Raw genomic sequence first — 22,249 nt, 5'->3', positions numbered from 1 at the left:
AGGATCGGGCACGTGAACCCCTCGACCGCGCTGGCCACCGTCCTCGTCGACGAGCTCGCGCGCCATGGCGTCCGAGACGCGGTGCTGTGCCCGGGGTCGCGCTCGGCGCCGCTGGCCTACGCCCTGCAGGAGGCCGACCGGGCCGGCCGGATCCGCCTGCACGTGCGGGTCGACGAGCGCTCGGCCGGCTTCCTGGCCCTCGGGCTCGCCAAGCTCAGCCGGCGCCCGGTCCCCGTGGTCACCACCTCCGGCACCGCGGTCGCCAACCTGCACCCCGCCGTGCTCGAGGCCCACCACGCCGCCGTCCCGCTGCTGGTCCTCAGCGCCGACCGCCCGCCGGAGCTGCGCGGGACGGGGGCCAACCAGACCACCACCCAGCCGGGCCTGTTCGGTATGCCGGTCCGCTGGCTCCACGACCTCGGCGCACCCGAGCGCCGGGTCGGCCAGGTGGCGGTGTGGCGCTCGGTCATCAGCCGCGCCTGCGCCGCCGCGACCGGCACGCTGGGCCGCGTCTCCGGCCCGGTCCACCTCAACGTCCCGCTGCGCGAGCCGCTCGTGCCGACCGTCGAGGCCGAGCCGTGGCCGGAGCCGCTGGACGGCAGGCCCGGCGGGGAGCCGTGGGTGCGCACCGACCGCTCCATCGCGGTCGCCGAGCCGCTGGAGGACGAGCCCCGGACCCTCGTGCTGCTGGGGGACCTGCCCGACCCGGCATCGGCCGCCAAGGTCGCCGCGCTGGCGCAGGACACCGGCTGGCCGCTGCTCGCCGAGCCGTTCGGGGGCTACGACCGCTCGGCCGTGCTGCCCCACGGCCCGCTGCTGCTGACCGCCGGGGAGTGGCTGGAACAGCATCGGCCCCGCCGCGTCCTCCTCGTGGGGCGGGTGACGCTCTCCCGCGCGGTCGCCACGCTGCTGCGCCACCCCGGGGTGCGCGTGGAGGCCGTCGCCAGCGGCACCGACTGGCCCGACCCCGGCCACGTGGTGCAGCGCGTGCACCCGTGGGCGGCGCTCGCCGGCCACGAGCACCTCAGCGTCGACCAGGAGTGGGCCCGGGCCTGGCGCGAGGCCGCGACGCGGGTCACCGCCGCCGCCCGGCCGGTCATCGACGCCGCCTGGCCGTCGGGGCTGGGCGTCGCCGCGAGCGTGCTGTCCGCGATGCCCGCCGGGGCCGTCCTGTTCGTCGGCTCCTCCAACGCCGCCCGCGACGTCGACCTGGCGATGGACCCCACGCAGGTGGACCCGGGCACCACCGTCGTGGCCAGCCGCGGGCTGGCCGGCATCGACGGCTGCGTGTCCACCGCGCTGGGGATCGCGCTCGCGGCACCGGGCCGGCCGGCATACGCGTTGATGGGGGACCTGACGTTCCTGCACGACGGCAACGGCCTGCTCATCGGGCCGCAGGAGCCGCGCCCCGACCTGACGGTCGTCGTGCCCAACGACGACGGCGGCGGCATCTTCACCCTGCTCGAGCCGGGCGAGCCGGCCCGGGCCGCGGACTTCGAGCGCATCTTCGGCACGCCGACCGGCACCTCGCTGGCCGACCTCTGCCGGGCGCACGGGGTGGCCCACACGTTGGCCGTGACCCGCGACCAGCTGGCGACCGCGGTTGCCGAGAGCCCCAAGAGGGTCCGGGTCGTCGAGGTCCCGGTGCCGCGCGAGGGGCACCGGGACCTGCACGCGCGGCTGCGCGAGGCTGCCGCGGCCGCGCTGGGCTAGAAGGAGATGCCGGGCACCGGCTCGCGGTCGGCCCGCATCGCCAGGGACAGCCGGCGCACCGCACCGGGGCGCAGCTCCTCGACGAGACCGCGCCCGGCCTGGGCGGCGATGCTGCGCGAGCCGAGGTAGGCCGCGCCGAGCACCTGCTCCGGTAGCCGCAGGTCGGCAGGGTCCTGCGTCGGCGTGCACTGCCCGACGCCCTGGTCGTCGACGCCGAGGCGCCAGCGCCGGTGGTTCCACGGACAGACCTCGTCGAGCACCTCGAGCACCACGTCGCAGCCGGCCGCGTAGCCGCGCTCCGAGAGGGCCCGCCCGACGTCGACAAGCCGCAGCCACAGGGCGTCGGCGGTGCGGACCTCGACCGCCCGCGGCCCGCCGGCCCACCAGAGCACCGGGTCGTCCAGCGAGCGGTTCCACAGCGACACCGTGGTCGTGAGGTCGAAGTCGACCAAGCGCCGGGCGAGCGCCAGCAGGGAGGCGGGGTCCAGCGCCACCAGCTCGACGACCTCGACACTGCCGCGCGGGCTGCCGGCTTCCCAAGTGGGGGTCCGGCTGAACCGGGCGTAGCCGGTGGGCTCGCCGTCGCGGTGGCTGAACATCACCTGCTGCGGCTCCCGGCCGACGCGCTCCGCGGGGTGGTCGCGGAAGCTGTGGGCGGCCAGGTGCTCCGAGCGGTGCACCGCGCCGAGCGTGCGGGCGGCGCTGGCGAGGTGGACCCGCTGGATCCGCGCCCGCGCCTCGTCGCAGTCGGCCGGCATGAACCAGGTCTCCAGCCGCCCGGCCTCCTCCTCCAGCGAGGGTGCCGTGAAGGTGGCCCCGCGCCCGAGGGTCAGGTGGGCCTCCAGGGAGGCCACGGCATACCCGAACCGGCCGTAGATGCCCGGCTCGGCGGCGTGCAGCCCGCTGAGCCCGACGCCCTGCTCGTGCAGTTGGCCGAAGTGGTGGCCGAGCATGGCGCGCAGCACGCCGCGGCGGCGGTGGTCGGGGTGGACCGAGACCCACGACAGCCCGGGCATCGGCACCGTGGCGAGGGTGTCGAGCGGCCCGGGGACGGTCACCGCCAGGTCGTAGGCGGTGTAGACCCCGCACAGGCCCGTGCCACCGTCGCGGCTGGTCCCGAACGTCCGCGACCAGTCGAAGTGGGCGACGACGTGCTCCGGGTCGACCTGGGCCGGGTCGAAGAAGAAGGCGGCGGCGTCGACCGCCAGGAGGCGCTCGCGGTCGCCCGGGCCGAGCGGGACGATGTCGATGCCGGTGGTGGGACGCTCACTGTCCATGTGCCGGAGCCTTGCGCGCCCGTGACCGGCCATGCAACAGGATTGGTGCCATGCGTCAGCCAGTGAGGGGCTCGGTCCCTGCCGTCGTCGCGGTCTTCACCATCAACGGCGCGCTGATGGCGCAGGCCTATGCGCGGATGCCGGCGCTGCGGGACCAGGTCGGGGCCACGAGCGCCCAGCTCGGCCTGGCCCTGGTCGGTGGCGGCATCGGCTCGGTGCTGGCGATGCCGTGGACCGGGCGCGTGGTCGAGCGCTGGGGAAGCCGGGCGACCATCACCGTCGTCGCGCTGGTCAACGTGACCGCCTGGGTCGTCATGGCCTGGACCGCGTCGCCGCTCGCGCTGTCCGCGACCCTCGTGTTCATCGGGGCCACGACCGGCGTCTGGGACGTCGCCATGAACGTGCAGGGCCACCACGTCGAGCGCCTGCGGGGGCGGTCACTCATGCCACGGCTGCACGCCGGCTTCTCCGCCGGGACGCTGGCGGGTGCCCTCGTCGGGGTGCTCACCGCCAAGCTCGGGGTGCCGCTCAAGGTCCAGCTTCCCGTCGCGAGCGTCGTCGTCCTCGTGGTCGTGCTGCTCTCCCTGCGCCATTTCGTCGGCGACCAAGTCGGGGTCGAGGAGGCGCCGGAGCCGGAGGCCGAGGCGCCCACCACCCCGCTCCGGTCCGGGATCACCGGACTGGAGGTCCTCATCGGCCTGATCACCCTGTCCACGGCGATGGGGGAGGGCGCGGCCAACGACTGGCTGGCGCTGCTGCTCGTCGACGACCGGCACGCCCCGGCGGCGTTCGGGGCGCTGACGTTCGCGGCGTTCAACCTCACGATGCTGGTGGGGCGGCTCGCCGGCGGCCCGGCGATCGAGCGGTTCGGCCGGGTGTGGGTGCTGCGGGTCAGCGGGCTGTGCGCGTTCACCGGTGTGGTGCTCGTCTGCCTGGTGCCCTGGCTCGCCGCCGCCGTCCTCGGTGGCCTGCTGTGGGGCCTGGGGCTGGCCACGGTCTTCCCGGCCACGATGTCGGCCGCCGGCGAGGTGCCCGGTCGTGGGCAGCGGGCGATCGGCGTGGTCTCCACCATCGGCTACGGCGGGTTCCTGCTGGGCGCGCCCAGCATCGGCCTGCTCACCTCCCGCTTCGGCCTGGACCGTGCGCTGCTGCTGGTCGCGGGGTTCGCCGCGCTCATCGTGGTGCTCGCGCGGTATGCCGCGCCGGTCACCACCCGCTCGCACATGGTCACCGAGCCGGACGTCGGCCCGCTGCGCTAGGCGTCGAGGGCGTCGCGCATCGGGACGAACTTGGCGTCCGACTCGGCCAGCTCGGCGTCCGGGTCGGAGCCCGCGACGATGCCGCACCCGGCGAACAGCCGCATCCGGCTGGCGTCATCCGGGGCGTAGGCCCCACACCGCAGGGCGATGCCCCACTCGCCGTCGCCGCTGGCGTCCATCCAGCCGACCGGCCCTGCGTAACGGCCGCGGTCCATGTGCTCGAGCTCGGCGATGGCGACCGCCGCCACCGGGGTCGGCGTGCCGCAGACCGCCGCCGAGGGGTGCAGCGAGGCCGCCAGGCCCAACGACGTGGTCCCGTCGGCGAGCACGCCGGCCACGTCGGTGGCCAGGTGCATCACGTTGGCAAGGTGGAGCACGAACGGCGCCTCGGGCACGTTCATCGACGTGCAGTGCGGCTCGAGGGCCTCGGCGACCGAGCGCACGGCGTACTCGTGCTCCTCCAGGTCCTTGGAGGAACGGGCCAGGGACGCGGCGAGGGCCAGGTCGCGGGTGTCGTCACCGGTCCGGCGGATCGTGCCGGCGAGGACCCGGGAGGTGACCAGGCCCTTCTCCAGGCGCACGAGCATCTCGGGGGTGGCACCCAGCAGGCCGTCGACGGCGAAGACCCACGTGTTGTCGTAGCGCTCGGCCAGCCGGTGCAGCAGCCAGCGGGGGTCGATCGGCCCGGCGGCGTCGACCTCGAGGTCGCGGGCGAGCACGACCTTGTCCATCTCGCCGGCGGCGATGCGCTCGACCGCGGCGGCGACGGCCCCCGACCACTCGGCCCCGGAGAGGGCACCGTCGGCGAAGGCCACCTCGCGGGGGGCGTCCGGGTCGGTGGCAGGCGCGGGCACGTGCTGGCCCGGCAGCGTGGACCCGTCGGTGATGGTGGTCAGCCAAAAATGCGAGCCGCGGTGACCCACGACGACCTCGGGCACCACGAGCACCGCGCCGGCGGGGGAGTCGTCGCTGAAGGACATGGACCCGAAGCAGACCGGGCCGGTGCCGGGCAGCACCACGTCGTCGCGCACCACCGCGTGGGTGACGACCTCGCGCCACCACTGCTCGGCGGCGGCGAACCGGTCGGGGCCCTGCGCCTCGAAGGTCAGCGTCCGTCCCCAGCCGACCAGGCCCTCCCCGCGGCGCACCCACGAGGAGACCAGCTCCGGGGTCACCGAGTCCGGCAGCAGGCGCAGCAACGCCCCCGGGTCCTCGATCGCGATCGTGCGCGCCACGAGCGGCCCGGGCGCCGGCAGCGTCGGGGCGGAGGCGGCATCAGGGGTCACGGCGAGCAAGCCTACGACTGCGTCCTCCCCACCGGGTCCGCGACCGTGGTGACCCGGCCTACGCCGGTCGCCGGCCCGGCGCGCCACCCGAGGTGAGCGGGCCGCGGGCCGGCCACCCGGCATACCGGTGGGCCGCCCGTGCGCGCGCGGGGGTGGCATGGGCGAGGATGGGGCCCATGATCCGCGCCAGCCTCGACAAGCGTCCCCAGGACGTCGCCGCCATGTTCGATGACGTGGCGGGCAAGTACGACCTGACCAACGACGTGCTGTCCCTGGGGCAGGACCGGCTGTGGCGACGGGCCGTCGTGCGGGCGGTCGACGCGGTGCCCGGCGAGCGCGTGCTCGACATCGCCGCGGGCACCGGCACGAGCAGCGAGCCGTTCGCCGACGCCGGCGTGCACGTCGTGCCGGCCGACTTCTCCCTGGGCATGCTGCGGGTCGGCAACCGCCGCCGGCCCGACCTGGGCTTCACCGCCGCCGACGCGCTGCGGCTGCCGTTCGCCGACGACTCCTTCGACGCCGTCACCATGTCGTTCGGGCTGCGCAACGTCGCCGACACCCTGGCGGCGCTGCGGGAGTTCCTGCGGGTGACCAAGCCGGGCGGCCGGCTCGTGGTGTGCGAGTTCAGCCACCCGGTGAACCGGACGTTCCGCAAGGTCTACAGCGAGTACCTCATGCGCTCGCTGCCGCCGATCGCGCGCCGGGTCAGCTCCAACCCCGACTCCTACGTCTACCTCGCCGAGTCCATCCAGGCGTGGCCCGACCAGGCCGGTATCGCGCGCACCGTCACCGAGGCGGGGTGGCAGGACGTCGCCTGGCGCAACCTGACCGGCGGGGTCGTCGCGCTGCACCGGGCGGCCAAGGCGGGCTGACGCCCGCACGGCGCCGTCCCCGCCGGCCGTCACGGCGTCCCGGCGCCCGCAGGTCGGACGGGCCCGTCCGCCCCCTGTCACACCCGCCCGACGCGTCGGGCCGGCGCCTCCCCCCACCCCGGGTTCAGGTCACCCCCGGGCGGGCGTAGAGTGCCGCACAAATTAGTGAAGAACTTCACAAGCGCGCGAGCGATGGGCATGGTGAGACAGCCGTGAGCACGAGCAGCAGCGACATCCGGGACGGTGGTGTGCCCGGGGGCACCACCGAGACCGCCGACGTGATCGTCGTCGGTGCCGGGCCCGGGGGTTCTGCCACCGCTGCCTACCTCGCCATGGCCGGCCTCGACGTCCTGCTCCTGGAGAAGTCCGCGTTCCCCCGCGACAAGATCTGCGGCGACGGCCTCACCCCGCGCGCCACCAAGGAGCTCATCTCCCTCGGCGTCGACACGAGCGGCTGGCAGCGCACCAAGGGCCTGCGCATCAAGGGTGGCGGCCACACGCTGCAGCTCGACTGGCCCGAGACCGACGCCTTCCCCTCCTACGGCATGGTCCGCACCCGCGCCCAGCTCGACGAGGCCCTCGCCCGCTACGCCCAGTCCCGCGGCGCCCGGCTCGAGGAGCACACCAGCGTCACCGGACCCGTCCGTGACGCCGCCGGCCGGGTCGTCGGCGTCACCGCCAAGAGGGTGGACGAGCGCGGCCGGTCCGCCGGTGACCCCGTCACCTACCGCGCCCCCGTCGTCATTGCCAGCGACGGCGTCTCGAGCCGCCTCGCCACCGCGGTCGGTCGCCCCAAGCGCGAGGACCGCGTGATGGGCGTGGCCGTGCGCGCCTACTACCGCACCCCGCGCCGCGACGACTACCTCGAGTCCCACCTCGAGCTGTGGACGCGTGACGACTCCGGCAACCGGATCCTCATGCCGGGCTACGGCTGGCTCTTCCCGCTCGAGGACGGCCGCACCAACGTCGGCCTCGGCACGCTCGACACCACCTCGGCCTTCCAGAAGACCGACTACAAGGACGTCATGCGGCGCTGGGTCGAGGACATCGACGCCGACTGGCACCTCGAGCACGACGAGTCCGCCGGACCGATCCGGGGCGCTGCGCTGCCCATGGGCTTCAACCGCAGCCCGCTCTACGCCGACGGGTTGCTGCTCGTCGGCGACGCCGGCGGCATGGTCAACCCGTTCAACGGCGAGGGCATCGACTACGCCCTCGAGGCCGCACGCGTGGGGGCCGAGCTCATCGCCCAGGCGCTGGCCCGCCCGACCGACGCCGGGCGGGAGCGCGTCCTCGCCACCTATGCCACGGTGATGAAGGACGAGCTCGGCGGCTACTTCACGCTGGGCCGCTGGTTCGCCCATGCGATCGGCAACCCGGAGGTCATGCGCCTGGCCACGAAGTACGGCCTGCCGCGCAAGACCCTCATGAAGTTCCTGCTCAAGGTCATGGCCAACCTCGCCGAGCCGCACGGCGGTTCGGCGGGCGACCACCTGATCAACGCCCTGTCGAAGATGGCACCGGCGGCATGAACACCGTTCTCGCGTCTCGCATCGACGCGTTTGGGCCGGGATTCCTGCGGACGCGGCGATTTGGCCTCGCCAACACCGCCGACTCCCGACAGACTGCCGTGAGCACTACGTCCCACCGAAAGGGGAGCGTGTCGGGATGACCAACCCCTACGTCCCACTGCTGTTCCTGGCCGCGATCGGCGGCGGCTTCGCCGTGTTCTCGGTCGTCGCCGGCTCCCTCGCCGGACCCAAGCGCTACAACCGCGCCAAGCTCGACGCCTACGAGTGCGGCATCGAGCCCAGCCCCCATGCGAGCGGCCGCGGCAAGGTGCCGGTCAAGTACTTCCTGACGGCGATGCTCTTCATCGTCTTCGACATCGAGGGCGTCTTCCTCTACCCGTTCGCGGTGGCCTTCAACAAGCTCGGCCTCTTCGCGCTGGTGGAGATGGTGCTGTTCATCATCACGGTCTTCGTCGCCTACGCCTACGTGTGGCGTCGCGGCGGATTGGAGTGGGACTGATGGGTATCGAGGAGAAGCTCCCCGCGGGCTTCCTGCTCACCACGGTCGAGCAGCTGGCCGGCTACATGCGCAAGAGCTCGGTGTGGCCCGCGACGTTCGGCCTGGCCTGCTGCGCCATCGAGATGATGGCCGTCGGCACGCCCGACTACGACATCGCGCGCTTCGGCATGGAGCGCTTCTCGGCGACGCCGCGCCAGGCCGACCTGATGATCGTGGCCGGCCGGGTCAGCCAGAAGATGGCCCCCGTCGTGCGCCAGGTCTACGACCAGATGCCCGAGCCCAAGTGGGTCATCGCGATGGGTGTCTGTGCCAGCAGCGGCGGCATGTTCAACAACTACGCCATCGTCCAGGGTGTCGACCACATCGTGCCCGTCGACGTCTACCTGCCCGGCTGCCCGCCGCGGCCGGAGATGCTGCTCAACGCGATCATCACGCTGCACGAGCAGATCCAGAACGCGCCGCTGGGCGTCAACCGCGTCAAGGCCGCCCGCGCCGCCGAGGAGGCCGCGCTCACGGCGACGCCGACGCACCAGATGAAGGGGCTGCTCGCATGAGCTCCGAGGAGCAGAAGGTCCCGGCCGACAAGGCGCAGGAGACCGGCGGCGCGGCCACGGAGGCCGAGCGCGACAACCTGCCCACCGCCCCGGGCACCCCCGAGGTCGTCTCGGTGCGGCACGGCATGTTCGGTGCCTCGGGCAGCGGGGACACCAGCGGGTATGGCGGGCTGGTCGCCCCGGTGCTCTTCCCGGCACCGGCGCAGCGGCCCTACGGCCGCTACTTCGACGAGGTGGCCGACCACCTGGAGCGGGCGCTCGAGGGGGCCGGGGGCTTCAGCCGTGCCATCGAGAAGATCATCGTCGACCGCGGCGAGCTGACGCTCTTCGTGGCCCGGGAGCACCTGCTGGCCGTGGCCCGGGTGCTGCGCGACGACCCCGCGCTGCGGTTCGAGATCTGCACCGGCGTCTCGGGCGTGCACTACCCGCACGAGACCGGCCGCGAGCTGCACGCCGTCTACCACCTGCTCTCGATCACCCACGGTGGGCGCCGCGTCCGCGTCGAGGTCACCTGCCCCGACGACGACCGGCACATCCCCTCGGTCGTGCCGGTCTACCCGGCCAACGACTGGCACGAGCGCGAGACGTGGGACATGTTCGGCATCGTCTTCGACGGTCACCCCGCGCTGACCCGGATCCTCATGCCGGACGACTGGCCCGGCCACCCGCAGCGCAAGGACTACCCGCTCGGCGGCATCCCCGTCGAGTACAAGGGCGCCACCATCCCGCCGCCGGACCAGCGGAGGTCCTACAACTGATGAGCACCGACCAGATGCATGCAGGCGACGTCTACGCGACGGGTGTGGCCGACGAGGCCGACGCCGAGGGCGCGCGCGTCTTCAACGCCTCCGGCGGCGACTGGGACACCATCGTCGACGAGGCCTCGGCGCTCCACGAGGAGCGCATCGTCGTCAACATGGGCCCGCAGCACCCGTCCACCCACGGCGTGCTCCGGCTCATCCTCGAGCTCGACGGTGAGACCGTCACCGAGACGCGGGCCGGCATCGGCTACCTGCACACGGGCATCGAGAAGAACATGGAGTTCCGCAACTGGACCCAGGGTGTGACCTTCTGCACCCGCATGGACTACCTCACGCCGCTGTTCAACGAGGCGGCCTACTGCCTCGCGGTGGAGAAGCTGCTCGGCATCACCGACCAGATCCCCGAGCGGGCCAGCATCATCCGCGTCCTGATGATGGAGCTCAACCGGGTCTCCTCCCACCTCGTGGCCCTGGCCACCGGTGGCATGGAGATGGGCGCCACCACCGTCATGACCGTCGGCTTCCGCGAGCGCGAGCGGATCCTGTCCATCTTCGAGATGGTCACCGGCCTGCGCATGAACAACGCCTACATCCGCCCCGGCGGCGTGGCCCAGGACCTGCCCCCGGGCGCGATCGACAAGATCCGCGACGCCATCCCCGCGATCCGCAAGGGCCTCGGCGAGCTCGAGCTGCTGCTCAACGAGAACCCCGTCCTCAAGGGCCGCACCGTCGACGTCGGCTACCTCGACCTGACCGGCTGCATGGCCCTCGGCATCACCGGCCCGGTGCTGCGCTCGGCCGGCCTGCCGCACGACCTGCGCAAGCTGGACCCCTACTGCGGCTACGAGACCTACGACTTCGAGGTCATCACCCGCGACAGCTGCGACGCCTACGGCCGCTTGCGGATCCGCATCGACGAGATGTACGAGTCGCTGAAGATCGCCGAGCAGGCCGTCGACCGGCTCCAGGTCACGCCCGGCCCGGTCATGGTGCAGGACAAGAAGATCGCGTGGCCGGCCCAGCTGGCCATCGGCGGCGACGGCATGGGCAACAGCCTGGACCACATCCGCGAGATCATGGGCAGCTCGATGGAGTCCCTCATCCACCACTTCAAGCTGGTGACCGAGGGCTTCCGCGTCCCGCCGGGGCAGGCCTATGTCGCGGTCGAGTCCCCCAAGGGCGAGCTCGGCTGCCACGTCGTCTCCGACGGCGGCACCCGCCCCTACCGCGCGCACTTCCGCGACCCGTCGTTCAACAACCTGCAGGCCACGGCCGCGATGTGCGAAGGCAGCCAGGTCGCCGACGTCATCGTCGCCGTCGCGTCGATCGACCCCGTGATGGGAGGCGTGGACCGTTGAGCGGCACCACGAGCAACCCGAACTACGGCGCCGTGCCGGCGCCGGTGGCCGAGCCGTGGGCGGACGACGTCCTCGCCGGCCTGCACCGTGACGCGCAGGAGGTCATCGGGCGCTACCCGGTGAAGCGCTCGGCGCTGCTGCCGCTGCTGCACCTCGTGCAGTCGGTGGACGGTTACGTCTCCACCCGCGGCATCGAGTTCTGCGCCGAGGTCCTGGAGCTGACCACGGCCGAGGTCAGCGGCGTCGCGACCTTCTACACCCAGTACAAGCGCCACCCCAACGGCGAGTACACCGTCGGGGTCTGCACCAACACGCTCTGCGCGATCATGGGCGGCGACCAGATCTGGGACGAGGTCAGCGAGCACCTCGGCATCGGCCACGACGAGACCACCCCCGACGGCAAGATCACGCTGGAGCGGGTCGAGTGCAACGCCGCCTGCGACTACGCCCCGGTGGTCATGGCCAACTGGGAGTTCTTCGACAACCAGACCCCGGACTCCACCAAGGCACTGGTCGACGACCTGCGCGCCGGCCGTGAGGTCAGGCCGACCCGCGGCCCCGCGAGCGTCTGCAGCTTCAAGCAGGTCTCCCGGGTGCTCGCCGGCTTCCACGACGGCCTCGCCGACGAGGGCATCGGGGCCGGCCCGGCCTCCCTGCGCGGCCTGCAGGTCGCGCGCGAGCGCGGCTGGGCCGCGCCGGGTGACGGCAGCCAGGCGCAGACCTCGGCCAGCTCGGCGCAGACGGCGGCCGGACGGCATACCTCCACGGACACCCCGGCCAACGCGCCCGGTGAGGTGCCCACCAGCAAGGCGGACGAGCCGGCGACCCTCTTCGACGAGGGCGACGAGGCGGGGAAGGCGGAGAAGTGAGCACGCAGCTGACGCCGATCCTGACGACGTTCTGGGACGACCCGCAGTCGTGGACCCTGGCGACCTACGAGAAGCACGACGGCTGGAAGGCCCTGAAGAAGGCCCTGGGCATGTCCCAGGCCGACCTCGTGCAGATGACCAAGGACTCCGGCCTGCGCGGGCGTGGCGGCGCGGGCTTCCCGACCGGCATGAAGTGGGGCTTCCTGCCCCCGCCGGACGGCGGTCCGCGCTACCTCGTCGTCAACGCCGACGAGTCCGAGCCGGGCACCTGCAAGGACATCCCGCTGATGATGGCGGCGCCGCAGTTCCTCATCGAGGGCGTCGCGATCACGTCCTACGCGATCGGCTGCAACCACGCCTTCATCTACGTGCGCGGTGAGGTCGTCCACGTCTACCGTCGCCTGCTGCGCGCGGTCGAGGAGGCGTATGCCGCGGGCTACCTCGGCAAGAACATCATGGGCACCGGCTTCGACCTCGACGTCACGGTCCACGCCGGCGCCGGCGCCTACATCTGCGGCGAGGAGACGGCGCTGCTGGACTCCCTCGAGGGCCGTCGCGGCCAACCGCGACTGAAGCCGCCGTTCCCGGCCGTCGCCGGCCTGTATGCGCGGCCGACCGTCGTCAACAACGTCGAGTCGATCGCCTCGGTGCCGCCGATCCTGCTGCGCGGGGCCGAGTGGTTCTCCGACATGGGCACCGAGAAGTCCACGGGCTTCGGCATCTTCAGCCTCTCCGGGCACGTGACCAACCCCGGCCAGTACGAAGCGCCGCTCGGCATCACGCTGCGCGAGCTGCTCGAGATGGCCGGCGGCATGCGCGGCGGAAAGAAGCTGAAGTTCTGGACCCCCGGTGGCTCCTCGACGCCGCTGTTCACCGAGGCGCACCTGGACACGCCGCTGGACTTCGAGTCCGTCGCGGCGGCCGGGTCGATGCTCGGCACGCGAGCCCTGCAGATCTTCGACGAGACCACCTGCGTGGTCCGCGCCGTCGAGCGGTGGACCGACTTCTATGCGCACGAGTCCTGCGGCAAGTGCACCCCGTGCCGGGAGGGCACGTGGTGGCTCAAGCAGATCCTCGCCCGCCTGGAGCACGGCGAGGGCAGCGAGGAGGACCTCGAGAAGCTGCTCGACATCTGCGACAACATCCTCGGCCGGTCGTTCTGCGCGCTCGGTGACGGTGCCACGAGCCCGATCACCAGCAGCATCCAGCACTTCCGCGAGGAGTACCTCGCCCACCTCGAGCACGGTGGCTGCCCGTTCGACCGGAAGGCCTCGACGCTCTTCGCGAAGGAGACCGTGTCCGCATGACTGCGACCACGAGCACGGACCTGGTCAACCTGACCATCGACGGGGTGCCCGTCAGCGTCCCGAAGAACACCTTGGTCATCCGCGCCGCGGAGCAGATGGGCGTGCAGATCCCGCGGTTCTGCGACCACCCGTTGCTGGAGCCGGTCGGCGCCTGCCGCCAGTGCCTCGTGGACGTGGCGATGCCCGGTCCGGACGGCTCGCTGCGCCCGATGCCCAAGCCGCAGGCCTCCTGCACCATGACGGTCAGCGAGGGCATGGAGGTCAAGACCCAGCACACGTCCAAGGTCGCCGACAAGGCGCAGCAGGGCGTGATGGAGCTTCTCCTGATCAACCACCCGCTGGACTGCCCGGTCTGCGACAAGGGCGGCGAGTGCCCCCTGCAGAACCAGGCGCTGTCCAACGGCCGCGCCCGCAGCCGCTTCGAGGACGTCAAGCGCACCTACCCCAAGCCGATCAACATCTCCTCGCAGGTGCTGCTCGACCGTGAGCGGTGCGTCCTGTGCGCCCGGTGCACCCGCTTCTCCGACCAGGTGGCCGGTGACCCGTTCATCGCGCTGGTCGAGCGCGGTGCGCTCCAGCAGATCGGCATCTACCAGGAGAAGCCGTTCGAGTCCTACTTCTCCGGCAACACCGTGCAGATCTGCCCGGTGGGCGCCCTGACCGGCGCGGCCTACCGCTTCCGGTCGCGCCCCTTCGACCTCGTCTCCACGCCCAGCGTCTGCGAGCACTGCGCCAGCGGCTGCGCCACCCGCACCGACCACCGTCGTGGCACGGTCCTTCGCCGCATGGCGGTCAACGACCCGGCGGTCAACGAGGAGTGGAACTGCGACAAGGGACGGTGGGCGTTCACCTACGCCACCCAGGCCGACCGCATCACCGAGCCGCTGGTGCGTGACGAGGACGGCAACCTGCGCGTCGCGTCGTGGCCGGAGGCGCTCGACGTCGCCGCCCGTGGCCTGGAGGCGGCCCGCGCCGCCAAGGGCGTCGGCGTGCTCGTCGGCGGCCGGGTCAGCGGCGAGGACGCCTACGCCTACAGCAAGTTCGCCCGGATCGCGATGCAGACCAACGACATCGACTTCCGGTCCCGCCCGCACTCGGCGGAGGAGGCGGAGTTCCTCGCCCACCACGTCGTCGCGACCGGTCCGGGTGGGGGAGCGGTCACCTACGCCGACCTGGAGACCGCGCCGACCGTGGTCCTCGTGGGCTTCGAGCCCGAGGACGAGTCGCCGATGGTCTTCCTGCGGCTGCGCAAGGCGTTCCGCAAGCACAAGACCCGCGTCTTCTCCGTGGCACCGTTCGCGACCCGGGGCCTGGCCAAGCTCGGCGGCACGCTGATCCCCGCGGCCCCCGGCACCGAGGCCGAGGTCCTGACCGCGCTGGCCGAGGAGCGGATCGAGGTCGTCGAGACCGCCAAGGCACTGTCCGCCGACGGTGCCGTGCTGCTGGTGGGCGAGCGTCTGGCCTCCGTGCCCGGTGCCCTGTCCGCCGCCGCCGCGCTGGCCCGCACCACCGGGTCCCGCCTGGCCTGGGTGCCGCGTCGCGCCGGTGAGCGCGGGGCGCTCGAGGCCGGCGCCCTGCCCAACCTGCTCCCGGGTGGCCGGCCGGTCACCGACAGCGCCGCCCGCGCCGAGGTCGGCGAGGCCTGGGGGGTCGTCGGCCTGCCCGAGGCCGTCGGCCGCGACACCACCGGGATGCTGTCGGCGGTCCTCGCCGGCAACCTCTCCGGACTGGTGGTCGGTGGCGTCGACCCGGCGGACCTGCCGCAGGCCTCCGAGGCGCTGGACGCCCTGGCCCGCGCTTTCGTCGTCTCCCTCGAGGTGCGCGAGAGCGCCGTGACCGAGCGCGCGGACGTCGTCCTGCCGGTGGCTCCGCACGCCGAGAAGGCCGGTGTGTTCGTCGACTGGGAGGGCCGGGTCCGCCCGTTCGAGGCGGCCCTGGACACCAACGCGATGAGCGACCACCGGGTGCTGGACCTGCTGGGCGACGAGCTCGGCGAGCTCCTCGACGTCCGGACCCTGGCCGCGGCCCGATCCGACATGGAGCGGCTCGGCCCGTGGAGCGGCCCTCGCGCCGCTGCCCCGACCGTCGCCCCGGCCGAGGTGCCGTGGACCGATGGCGGGCAGGCCGTCCTGGCCACGTGGCACCACCTGCTCGACGAGGGCCGGTTGCAGGACGGCGAGCCGTTCCTCGCCGGCACCGCGCCGGCCGCGGTCGCGCGGGTGTCGGCGACCACGGCGGGTGTCGTCGGGGTCGTCGACGGAGAGCCGCTCACCGTGTCGACCTCGAGCGGCACCATCACCGTCCCCGCGGTGATCACCGACATGGCCGACCACGTGGTCTGGCTGCCGACCAACTCCCGCGGCTGTGCCGTCCGCTCGACGCTGGGCGTCGACGCCGGTGCCGTCGTCACGCTGACCAAGGGTGGTGCCGCATGAGCCTCGCCGGCGCGTTCGCGACGACGGGCATGACGTCCCTCGTCCCGACCCTCGACCAGCCGGTCGCGGACTTCAGCGACACCCCGTGGTGGCTGTCGCTGGTCAAGGCGCTGCTCGTCTTCGTCTTCCTGCTGGTCAACACGCTGCTCGTCATCTGGTTCGAGCGTCGCGTGATCGGCCGCATGCAGCAGCGTCCCGGCCCCAACCGCACGGGCCCCTTCGGCCTGCTGCAGACCCTGGCCGACGGGGTGAAGCTGGCGCTGAAGGAGGACCTGACCCCCAAGAACGCCGACAAGGCGGTCTTCATCCTCGCCCCGGTCATCGCCGGCGCGATGGCGTTCGTGTCCTTCGCGATCATCCCGCTGGGACCGACCGTGAGCATGTTCGGCCACCGGACGCCGCTGCAGCTGACCGACATCCCCGTCGCGGTGCTGCTCGTGCTCGCTGTGGCCGGCGTCGGCGTCTACGGCATCGTCCTGGCCGGCTGGTCCTCCGGCTCGACCTACCCGCTGCTCGGTGGCCTGCGCTCCACCGCCCAGGTCATCTCCTACGAGATCGCCATGGGCCTGTCGCTGGTGGCGGTGTTCATGTACTCCGGGTCGATGTCGACCTCGCAGATCGTGGCCTCGCAGAAGAGCCTGTGGTTCATCATCCCGGCGTTCTTCTCCTTCGGGGTCTACGTCATCACGATGGTCGGCGAGACCAACCGCCTGCCGTTCGACCTCGCCGAGGGCGAGGGTGAGCTCACCGGTGGCTTCCACACCGAGTACTCCTCGCTGAAGTTCGCGATGTTCTTCCTGGGCGAGTACGTCAACATGTTCACCGTCTCGGCCCTGGCCACGACGATGTTCCTCGGCGGCTGGCAGGCGCCTCCCGGCATCGCCGCCATCAACGACGGCATGTTCAACCACGGCTGGTGGGGCCTGCTCTGGTTCGTCGTCAAGCTCTGGCTGTTCATGTTCTTCTTCGTCTGGCTGCGTGGCTCGTTGCCCCGCGTGCGCTACGACCAGTTCATGCGGTTCGGCTGGAAGTTCCTCATCCCGGTGACCCTGGCCTGGGTCGTTGCCGTGGCCTTCATCCGCGGCGCCCAGCTGGAGTTCTTCGGCGGCAACACCCGCACCGCCACCCTGATCGTGGTCGGCGTCATCGCGGTGGTGGCCCTGGCCGCCGCCTGGGTGTGGGACGGTCGCCGCGCCGAGCGGGAGCGCGCGTCGGTGGTCGAGGTGCCGGAGGAGATCGACCCGTTCGCGGGCGGCTACCCGGTGCCGCCGCTGCCCGGTCAGCGACTGCGCGAGCCCAGCCTGCAGGTGGCCGCGACGGCCGCCCCCACGTCCACGACCAACCCGGAGGCCAACCGTGGCTGACAAGACGGACAAGAAGCCGGGGTTTCTCTCCGAGCTCTTCGCACCCGTCGGCGGATTCGGCGTCACCTTCGCCACGATGTTCCGCAAGCTGGAGACCGAGGAGTACCCCGAGGAGAAGCGGCCGACCCAGCCGCGCTACCACGGCCGGCACCAGCTCAACCGCCACCCGGACGGCCTGGAGAAGTGCGTCGGCTGCGAGCTGTGCGCGTGGGCGTGCCCCGCGGACGCCATCTACGTCGAGGGCGCGGACAACACCGAGGACGAGCGGTTCTCGCCCGGTGAGCGCTACGGCCGCGTCTACCAGATCAACTACCTGCGCTGCATCTTCTGCGGCCTGTGCATCGAGGCCTGCCCGACCCGCGCGCTGACGATGACCAACTTCTACGAGTTGGCCGACGACTCCCGCGGCAAGCTCATCTTCGAGAAGCAGCAGCTGCTCGCCCCGCTCCAGGAGGGCATGCTCCAGCCGCCCCACCCGATGGTCGAGGGCCTGGAGGAGCGCGACTACTACCAAGGCAAGGTCGCCACGGCCACGCCGTCCCAGAAGCAGTGGGTCGAGCTCCACACCACCCGCGACGAGGTCGCGGCCGAGGAAGGCGGTGTCACCCGATGACCAGCGGCGGTGAGGCGTTCCTCTTCTGGGTCCTCGGCCCGATCAGCGTGATCGGGGCGCTGGGCCTGCTGTTCGCCAAGAAGGCGGTCCACGCGGCGCTGGCGATGGCCCTGGTGATGATCAACCTCGGGGTCTTCTACATCGCCGAGAACGCCGACTTCCTCGGCATCGTGCAGATCTTCGTCTACACCGGCGCGGTCATGATGCTGTTCCTGTTCGTGCTGATGCTCGTCGGCGTCGACTCGGCAGACTCCCTGGTCGAGACGATCAAGGGCCAGAAGTGGGTGGCGATGCTGCTCGCGCTGGGCCTCGGCGGCCTGCTGGCCAGCAGCATCGGCCAGGTGGCCTTCGGCGCACCGGCGGGGCTGGACCGGGCCAACGCCAACGGCAACGTCACGGGGATGGCCAACCTGATCTTCGGCCCCTACGTGTGGGTCTTCGAGGTCACCAGCGCCCTGCTGATCACCGCCGCGCTCGGCGCCATGGTCCTCGCGCACCGCGAGCGGCTCACCGAGAAGCTCACCCAGCGCGAGTGGTCCGAGCGCCGGTTCCGTGAGGGCCGGAACCTCGCCGGCCTGCCCGCCCCGGGCGTCTACGCCCGGCACAACGCGGTCGACACGCCCGCCCTCCTGCCGGACGGCACCCCGAGCGAGCTGTCCGTATCGCGCGTGCTCACCGCGCGCGAGCAGGTCCTCACCCCGGAGCGCTACGAGGAGGCCGAGCAGGCCATCGAGCGAGAGATCGAGGAGGGTCGGGCCCGATGAGCCTGGTCAACTACATCTACCTGGCGACCATCCTGTTCGCGATCGGCGCCGCGGCGGTGCTCGTGCGCCGCAACTCCATCGTCATCTTCATGGGCGTCGAGCTCATGCTCAACGCGACCAACCTCGCGTTCGTGACGTTCGCCCGCATGCACGGGACGCTCGACGGCCAGGTCGTCGCGCTCTTCGTGATGGTCGTGGCGGCGGCCGAGGTGGTCGTCGGCCTGGCGATCATCATGGCCATCTTCCGTGCCCGACGCTCGGCCTCGGTCGACGACGCCAACCTGCTGAAGCTGTAAGGAGCGCACCAGGTGATTTCCTCTGCAACGGCGGGCACTGTCGCCGCCGCGGTCCAGAGCGCCAGTGGCGTGACGTCACTGGCGTGGCTGCTGGTCGCCCTCCCCATGCTCGGCGCGGCGGTGCTGCTGCTCGGCGGCCGTCGCACCGACCGGTTCGGACCGCTGCTGGCGACCGGCCTGTCGTGGGCCGGCTTCGTGGTGGGCGCGATCCTCGCCATCTCGATGATCGGCCGTCCGGCGGCGGAGCGTGCCCAGTCGCTGCACCTGTTCTCGTGGGTGCCGGCGGGGTCGTTCCGGCTGGAGGCCGGGCTGCTGGTCGACCCGCTGTCGGTGGCCTTCGTCCTGCTGGTGACGTTCGTGGGGTCGCTGATCCTCGTCTACTCCCTGGGCTACATGGAGCACGACCCGGACAAGCGGCGCTTCTTCGCCTACCTGAACCTCTTCGTGGCGTCGATGCTGCTGCTGGTGCTTGCCGACTCCTACCTGCTGCTCTTCGTGGGCTGGGAGGGCGTGGGCCTGGCGTCATACCTGCTGATCGGCTTCTGGAACTGGAACCCGGCCTACGCCTCGGCGGCCAACAAGGCCTTCGTGGCCAACCGCGTCGGTGACGTCGGGCTGTCCATCGCGATCATGCTGATGTTCGTCACGTTCGGGACGGTCAGCTTCGCCGGCGTCGACGCCGGCGCCGCCACCGCCAACAAGGGCGTCCTCACGGCGATCGGCCTGATGCTGCTGCTCGGCGCCTGCGGCAAGTCGGCCCAGTTCCCGCTGCAGAGCTGGCTAGGTGACGCCATGGCCGGCCCGACGCCGGTGTCCGCGCTCATCCACGCGGCGACCATGGTCACCGCCGGTGTCTACCTCGTCGTGCGCAGCCACGTGATCTTCAACGGCGCACCGACCGCGCAGCTCGTCGTCGCCATCGTCGGCGCGATCACGTTGCTGTTCGGGGCGATCGTCGGCTGCGCGAAGGACGACATCAAGAAGGCCCTGGCCGCCTCGACGATGAGCCAGATCGGCTACATGATGCTGGCCGCCGGCCTCGGCCCGGTCGGCTACGCGTTCGCGATCTTCCACCTGCTCACGCACGGCTTCTTCAAGGCCGGGATGTTCCTCGGCGCCGGGTCGGTCATGCACGGCATGAACGACCAGGTCGACATGCGCCGCTTCGGGCGGCTCTCCGGGGTCATGAAGATCACCTGGGTCACCTTCGGGCTCGGCTGGCTGGCCATCCTGGGTGTGCCGCCGTTCTCCGGCTTCTGGTCCAAGGACAAGATCATCGAGGCCGCCTTCGTGGGCGAGGGGTGGCAGCCCTGGATCTTCGGTGGCGCGGCGCTGCTCGGCGCCGGTGTCACCGCCTTCTACATGTCGCGGCTGTTCTTCATGACCTTCCACGGCAAGAAGCGCTGGACCGAGGACGTGCACCCGCACGAGTCCCCGCTGGTGATGACCGTGCCGATGATGGTGCTCGCCGTCGGCTCGGCGCTGCTGGGCCTGGCCATCGGCCCGACCGGTGTGATGACCAGCTGGCTCGAGCCGGTCGTGGGCGCACCGGAGGAGGGCGCGGGTCCGGTCGTGGCCGTCCCTCTCCTCATGACCGTGACCCTGCTGCTCGTCGCCGCCGGGGTCGGCCTGGCCTGGCTGCGCTACTGGCGGGAGCCGGTGCCGGTGCTGGCGCCGGTCGGCTCGCTCGCGACGCGCGCCGCGCGCCAGGACCTCTACCAGGACGTGGTCAACGAGGGCGTGCTCATGCGCCCCGGCATCCACCTCACCCGCTCGCTCGTCTTCGTCGACGGCAAGGGGGTCGACGGTGCCGTGGGCGGCCTGGCTGCCCTCATCGGGGGGACGTCCGCGCGGGTCCGCCGTGTCCAGAACGGTTTTGTTCGCTCTTATGCCCTGACGATGCTCGCCGGTGTCGTCGTGATCCTCGGTGCCGTGTGGGTGGTCCAGTGATGTCCAGCTTCCCGTGGTTGACCACGACCCTGCTGATCCCCGTGGTCGGCGCGCTCGTGGTGGCCTTCCTGCCGGAGCGTGCCGGGGCGAGGGCGCGTCAGGTCGCCCTCGGCTTCTCCCTGGTGACCCTCGTGGTCGCGGTCGGGGCAGCCCTGCAGTTCAACGCCGACTCGACGGCGCGGTTCCAGCTCGCCGAGCAGCACTCGTGGATCCCGCAGTTCGGCGTCAGCTACGCGGTCGGGGTCGACGGCATCTCGCTGGTGCTGATCCTGCTCTCGGTCATCCTGACCCCGGTCTGCCTGCTGGCCGCCTGGCGTGACGTGCCCGAGCCCGGTCGCCGGATGCAGACCTACTTCGCCCTCATGCTCGTCCTCGAGGCGTTCATGGTCGGGGTGTTCGCGGCGACGGACGTGTTCCTCTTCTACGTCCTCTTCGAGGCCATGCTGGTCCCGGTCTACTTCCTGATCGGCTCGTTCGGCGGCCCCCAGCGCCAGTACGCCGCGGTCAAGTTCCTGCTGTTCTCGCTGCTCGGCGGCCTGGTCATGCTGGTGGCGGTCATCGCCCTCTACCTGCACGGTCCCGGCGGGCCCGAGGGCTTCCTGCTGACGCACCTGACCGGGCTGCACCTCGACCCCACGGTCGAGCGGCTGATGTTCCTCGGTTTCTTCTTCGCGTTCGCGGTCAAGGCTCCGCTGTGGCCGGTGCACACCTGGCTGCCGGACGCGGCGGCGGAGGGCACCCCGGCGACGTCGGTGCTCCTGGTCGGCGTCCTGGACAAGGTCGGCACCTTCGGCATGATCCGGTTCTGCCTGCCGCTGTTCCCCGAGGCCAGCAAGTGGGCGACCCCGGTGATCATCGTGCTGGCCGTGATCTCGATCCTCTACGGCGCGCTGCTGGCCATCGGGCAGACCGACATCATGCGGCTGATCGCGTTCACCTCGCTGAGCCACTTCGGCTTCATCATCCTGGGCATCTTCGCGATGACGTCCGCGGGCCAGTCCGGCTCGACGCTGTACATGGTCAACCACGGCTTCTCGACGGCGGCGCTGTTCCTCGTCGGGGCGATGCTGGCCAGCCGCCGCGGCAGCCGCCGCATCCCCGACTTCGGGGGGTGGCAGCGCGTGACGCCGGCGTTGGCCGGGGTGTTCCTCATCGCCGGGCTGTCCGCCCTGTCGCTGCCGGGCCTGTCGACCTTCGTCTCGGAGTTCCTCGTGCTGGTCGGCACGTTCCAGCGCTACCGCGCGGCCTCGATCGTCGCGACGCTCGGCATCGTGCTGGCCGCGCTCTACGTGCTGCTGATGTACCAGCGCATGATGACCGGCCCCAAGCCGGAGATCGCCGCCGGGACGCCGGACCTGACCGGCCGCGAGAAGTGGGTCGTCGCCCCGCTGATCGCCGCGTTCATCGTGCTGGGCTTCTACCCGAAGCCGGTGCTCGACGTCATCAACCCCGCCGTGACCCGGACGATGCAGCAGATCGGCATGACCGACCCTGCCCCGACGCACGGCACCGCAGCTGATGGGAGTGCGAAGTGATCGCC

General features: G+C 71.8%; 19 protein-coding genes. 17 read left to right on the top strand and 2 right to left on the bottom strand.

Annotated elements, in window-relative coordinates:
• Window positions 1–12 precede the first annotated feature (12 nt).
• Window positions 13–1,713 carry a 2-succinyl-5-enolpyruvyl-6-hydroxy-3-cyclohexene-1-carboxylic-acid synthase gene (gene menD, locus AC3ANM_RS08440; RefSeq protein ID WP_488287680.1) on the top strand — a complete coding sequence of 567 codons (1,701 nt, stop codon included), beginning with the start codon at window positions 13–15 and terminating at the stop codon, window positions 1,711–1,713.
• Here menD and AC3ANM_RS08435 read toward each other — a convergent pair.
• Entirely contained in the window at window positions 1,710–2,990 is a 1,281-nt protein-coding gene (locus tag AC3ANM_RS08435; RefSeq protein WP_488287679.1) for a GNAT family N-acetyltransferase, read from the bottom strand. The genes menD and AC3ANM_RS08435 overlap by 4 nt on opposite strands.
• A 50-nt stretch (window positions 2,991–3,040) precedes the next feature.
• On the opposite strand from AC3ANM_RS08435, the gene AC3ANM_RS08430 reads away from it, so the two are divergent.
• Window positions 3,041–4,249 (top strand): MFS transporter, encoded by a 1,209-nt coding sequence (locus AC3ANM_RS08430; protein ID WP_488287678.1) that lies wholly within the window; start codon window positions 3,041–3,043, stop codon window positions 4,247–4,249.
• Here the strand turns inward: AC3ANM_RS08430 and AC3ANM_RS08425 are convergent.
• Entirely contained in the window at window positions 4,246–5,535 is a 1,290-nt protein-coding gene (locus AC3ANM_RS08425) for an isochorismate synthase (protein ID WP_488287677.1), read from the bottom strand. The genes AC3ANM_RS08430 and AC3ANM_RS08425 overlap by 4 nt on opposite strands.
• 176 nt (window positions 5,536–5,711) lie before the next feature.
• Here AC3ANM_RS08425 and AC3ANM_RS08420 point away from each other — a divergent pair, with 176 nt between their 5' ends.
• From AC3ANM_RS08420 to AC3ANM_RS08350, 15 genes are all read left to right on the top strand, one after another.
• The gene (locus tag AC3ANM_RS08420) at window positions 5,712–6,407 is read left to right on the top strand and encodes a demethylmenaquinone methyltransferase (protein WP_488287676.1); all 696 of its coding nucleotides are present in this window, start codon (window positions 5,712–5,714) and stop codon (window positions 6,405–6,407) included.
• Window positions 6,408–6,619: 212 nt separating this feature from the next.
• Window positions 6,620–7,939, top strand: a complete 1,320-nt coding sequence (locus AC3ANM_RS08415; protein ID WP_488287675.1) for a geranylgeranyl reductase family protein — start codon at window positions 6,620–6,622, stop codon at window positions 7,937–7,939.
• A gap of 136 nt (window positions 7,940–8,075) precedes the next feature.
• The gene (locus AC3ANM_RS08410) at window positions 8,076–8,438 is read left to right on the top strand and encodes an NADH-quinone oxidoreductase subunit A (protein WP_488287674.1); all 363 of its coding nucleotides are present in this window, start codon (window positions 8,076–8,078) and stop codon (window positions 8,436–8,438) included.
• Window positions 8,438–8,992 carry a NuoB/complex I 20 kDa subunit family protein gene (locus tag AC3ANM_RS08405; RefSeq protein WP_488287673.1) on the top strand — a complete coding sequence of 185 codons (555 nt, stop codon included), beginning with the start codon at window positions 8,438–8,440 and terminating at the stop codon, window positions 8,990–8,992. Before AC3ANM_RS08410 ends, AC3ANM_RS08405 begins: the two co-directional genes overlap by 1 nt.
• On the top strand, window positions 8,989–9,750 hold the full coding sequence (locus AC3ANM_RS08400) for an NADH-quinone oxidoreductase subunit C (protein ID WP_488287672.1): 762 nt from the start codon (window positions 8,989–8,991) through the stop codon (window positions 9,748–9,750). Before AC3ANM_RS08405 ends, AC3ANM_RS08400 begins: the two co-directional genes overlap by 4 nt.
• Window positions 9,750–11,111, top strand: coding sequence for an NADH-quinone oxidoreductase subunit D (locus AC3ANM_RS08395; RefSeq protein WP_488287671.1), 1,362 nt, complete (start codon window positions 9,750–9,752; stop codon window positions 11,109–11,111). Before AC3ANM_RS08400 ends, AC3ANM_RS08395 begins: the two co-directional genes overlap by 1 nt.
• On the top strand, window positions 11,108–11,980 hold the full coding sequence (gene nuoE / locus AC3ANM_RS08390; protein ID WP_488287670.1) for an NADH-quinone oxidoreductase subunit NuoE: 873 nt from the start codon (window positions 11,108–11,110) through the stop codon (window positions 11,978–11,980). Before AC3ANM_RS08395 ends, nuoE begins: the two co-directional genes overlap by 4 nt.
• Entirely contained in the window at window positions 11,977–13,287 is a 1,311-nt protein-coding gene (gene nuoF, locus AC3ANM_RS08385) for an NADH-quinone oxidoreductase subunit NuoF (RefSeq protein ID WP_488287669.1), read from the top strand. Before nuoE ends, nuoF begins: the two co-directional genes overlap by 4 nt.
• The gene (locus AC3ANM_RS08380) at window positions 13,284–15,722 is read left to right on the top strand and encodes an NADH-quinone oxidoreductase subunit G (protein ID WP_488287668.1); all 2,439 of its coding nucleotides are present in this window, start codon (window positions 13,284–13,286) and stop codon (window positions 15,720–15,722) included. The genes nuoF and AC3ANM_RS08380 overlap by 4 nt, the downstream gene beginning before the upstream one ends.
• Window positions 15,719–17,086, top strand: a complete 1,368-nt coding sequence (gene nuoH, locus AC3ANM_RS08375; RefSeq protein ID WP_488287667.1) for an NADH-quinone oxidoreductase subunit NuoH — start codon at window positions 15,719–15,721, stop codon at window positions 17,084–17,086. The genes AC3ANM_RS08380 and nuoH overlap by 4 nt, the downstream gene beginning before the upstream one ends.
• Complete coding sequence (nuoI, locus tag AC3ANM_RS08370; protein ID WP_488287666.1) at window positions 17,079–17,699, top strand: NADH-quinone oxidoreductase subunit NuoI; 621 nt, start codon at window positions 17,079–17,081, stop codon at window positions 17,697–17,699. The genes nuoH and nuoI overlap by 8 nt, the downstream gene beginning before the upstream one ends.
• The gene (locus tag AC3ANM_RS08365; RefSeq protein ID WP_488287665.1) at window positions 17,696–18,463 is read left to right on the top strand and encodes an NADH-quinone oxidoreductase subunit J; all 768 of its coding nucleotides are present in this window, start codon (window positions 17,696–17,698) and stop codon (window positions 18,461–18,463) included. The genes nuoI and AC3ANM_RS08365 overlap by 4 nt, the downstream gene beginning before the upstream one ends.
• Complete coding sequence (gene nuoK, locus AC3ANM_RS08360) at window positions 18,460–18,759, top strand: NADH-quinone oxidoreductase subunit NuoK (protein WP_488287664.1); 300 nt, start codon at window positions 18,460–18,462, stop codon at window positions 18,757–18,759. Before AC3ANM_RS08365 ends, nuoK begins: the two co-directional genes overlap by 4 nt.
• Window positions 18,760–18,771: 12 nt before the next feature.
• Window positions 18,772–20,709, top strand: a complete 1,938-nt coding sequence (gene nuoL, locus AC3ANM_RS08355; protein ID WP_488287663.1) for an NADH-quinone oxidoreductase subunit L — start codon at window positions 18,772–18,774, stop codon at window positions 20,707–20,709.
• The gene (locus AC3ANM_RS08350; RefSeq protein WP_488287662.1) at window positions 20,709–22,244 is read left to right on the top strand and encodes an NADH-quinone oxidoreductase subunit M; all 1,536 of its coding nucleotides are present in this window, start codon (window positions 20,709–20,711) and stop codon (window positions 22,242–22,244) included. The genes nuoL and AC3ANM_RS08350 overlap by 1 nt, the downstream gene beginning before the upstream one ends.
• The last annotated feature ends 5 nt before the right edge of the window (window positions 22,245–22,249 follow it).

The sequence above is a fragment of the Oryzihumus sp. JJN4-3R genome (assembly GCF_057747915.1).
Note: the sequence above shows the minus strand (reverse complement) of the source record. Positions and strands in the feature narration are given on the sequence as shown.

What these genes read in the sequence shown, in the direction of transcription:
- AC3ANM_RS08435 (WP_488287679.1), bottom strand. Translation starts at nt 2,990, where the DNA reads ATGGACAGTGAGCGTCCCACCACCGGCATCGACATCGTCCCGCTCGGC.
- AC3ANM_RS08430 (WP_488287678.1), top strand. Translation starts at nt 3,041, where the DNA reads ATGCGTCAGCCAGTGAGGGGCTCGGTCCCTGCCGTCGTCGCGGTCTTC.
- AC3ANM_RS08420 (WP_488287676.1), top strand. Translation starts at nt 5,712, where the DNA reads ATGATCCGCGCCAGCCTCGACAAGCGTCCCCAGGACGTCGCCGCCATG.
- AC3ANM_RS08410 (WP_488287674.1), top strand. Translation starts at nt 8,076, where the DNA reads ATGACCAACCCCTACGTCCCACTGCTGTTCCTGGCCGCGATCGGCGGC.
- AC3ANM_RS08405 (WP_488287673.1), top strand. Translation starts at nt 8,438, where the DNA reads ATGGGTATCGAGGAGAAGCTCCCCGCGGGCTTCCTGCTCACCACGGTC.
- AC3ANM_RS08400 (WP_488287672.1), top strand. Translation starts at nt 8,989, where the DNA reads ATGAGCTCCGAGGAGCAGAAGGTCCCGGCCGACAAGGCGCAGGAGACC.
- AC3ANM_RS08395 (WP_488287671.1), top strand. Translation starts at nt 9,750, where the DNA reads ATGAGCACCGACCAGATGCATGCAGGCGACGTCTACGCGACGGGTGTG.
- AC3ANM_RS08380 (WP_488287668.1), top strand. Translation starts at nt 13,284, where the DNA reads ATGACTGCGACCACGAGCACGGACCTGGTCAACCTGACCATCGACGGG.
- nuoH (WP_488287667.1), top strand. Translation starts at nt 15,719, where the DNA reads ATGAGCCTCGCCGGCGCGTTCGCGACGACGGGCATGACGTCCCTCGTC.
- AC3ANM_RS08365 (WP_488287665.1), top strand. Translation starts at nt 17,696, where the DNA reads ATGACCAGCGGCGGTGAGGCGTTCCTCTTCTGGGTCCTCGGCCCGATC.
- nuoK (WP_488287664.1), top strand. Translation starts at nt 18,460, where the DNA reads ATGAGCCTGGTCAACTACATCTACCTGGCGACCATCCTGTTCGCGATC.
- AC3ANM_RS08350 (WP_488287662.1), top strand. Translation starts at nt 20,709, where the DNA reads ATGTCCAGCTTCCCGTGGTTGACCACGACCCTGCTGATCCCCGTGGTC.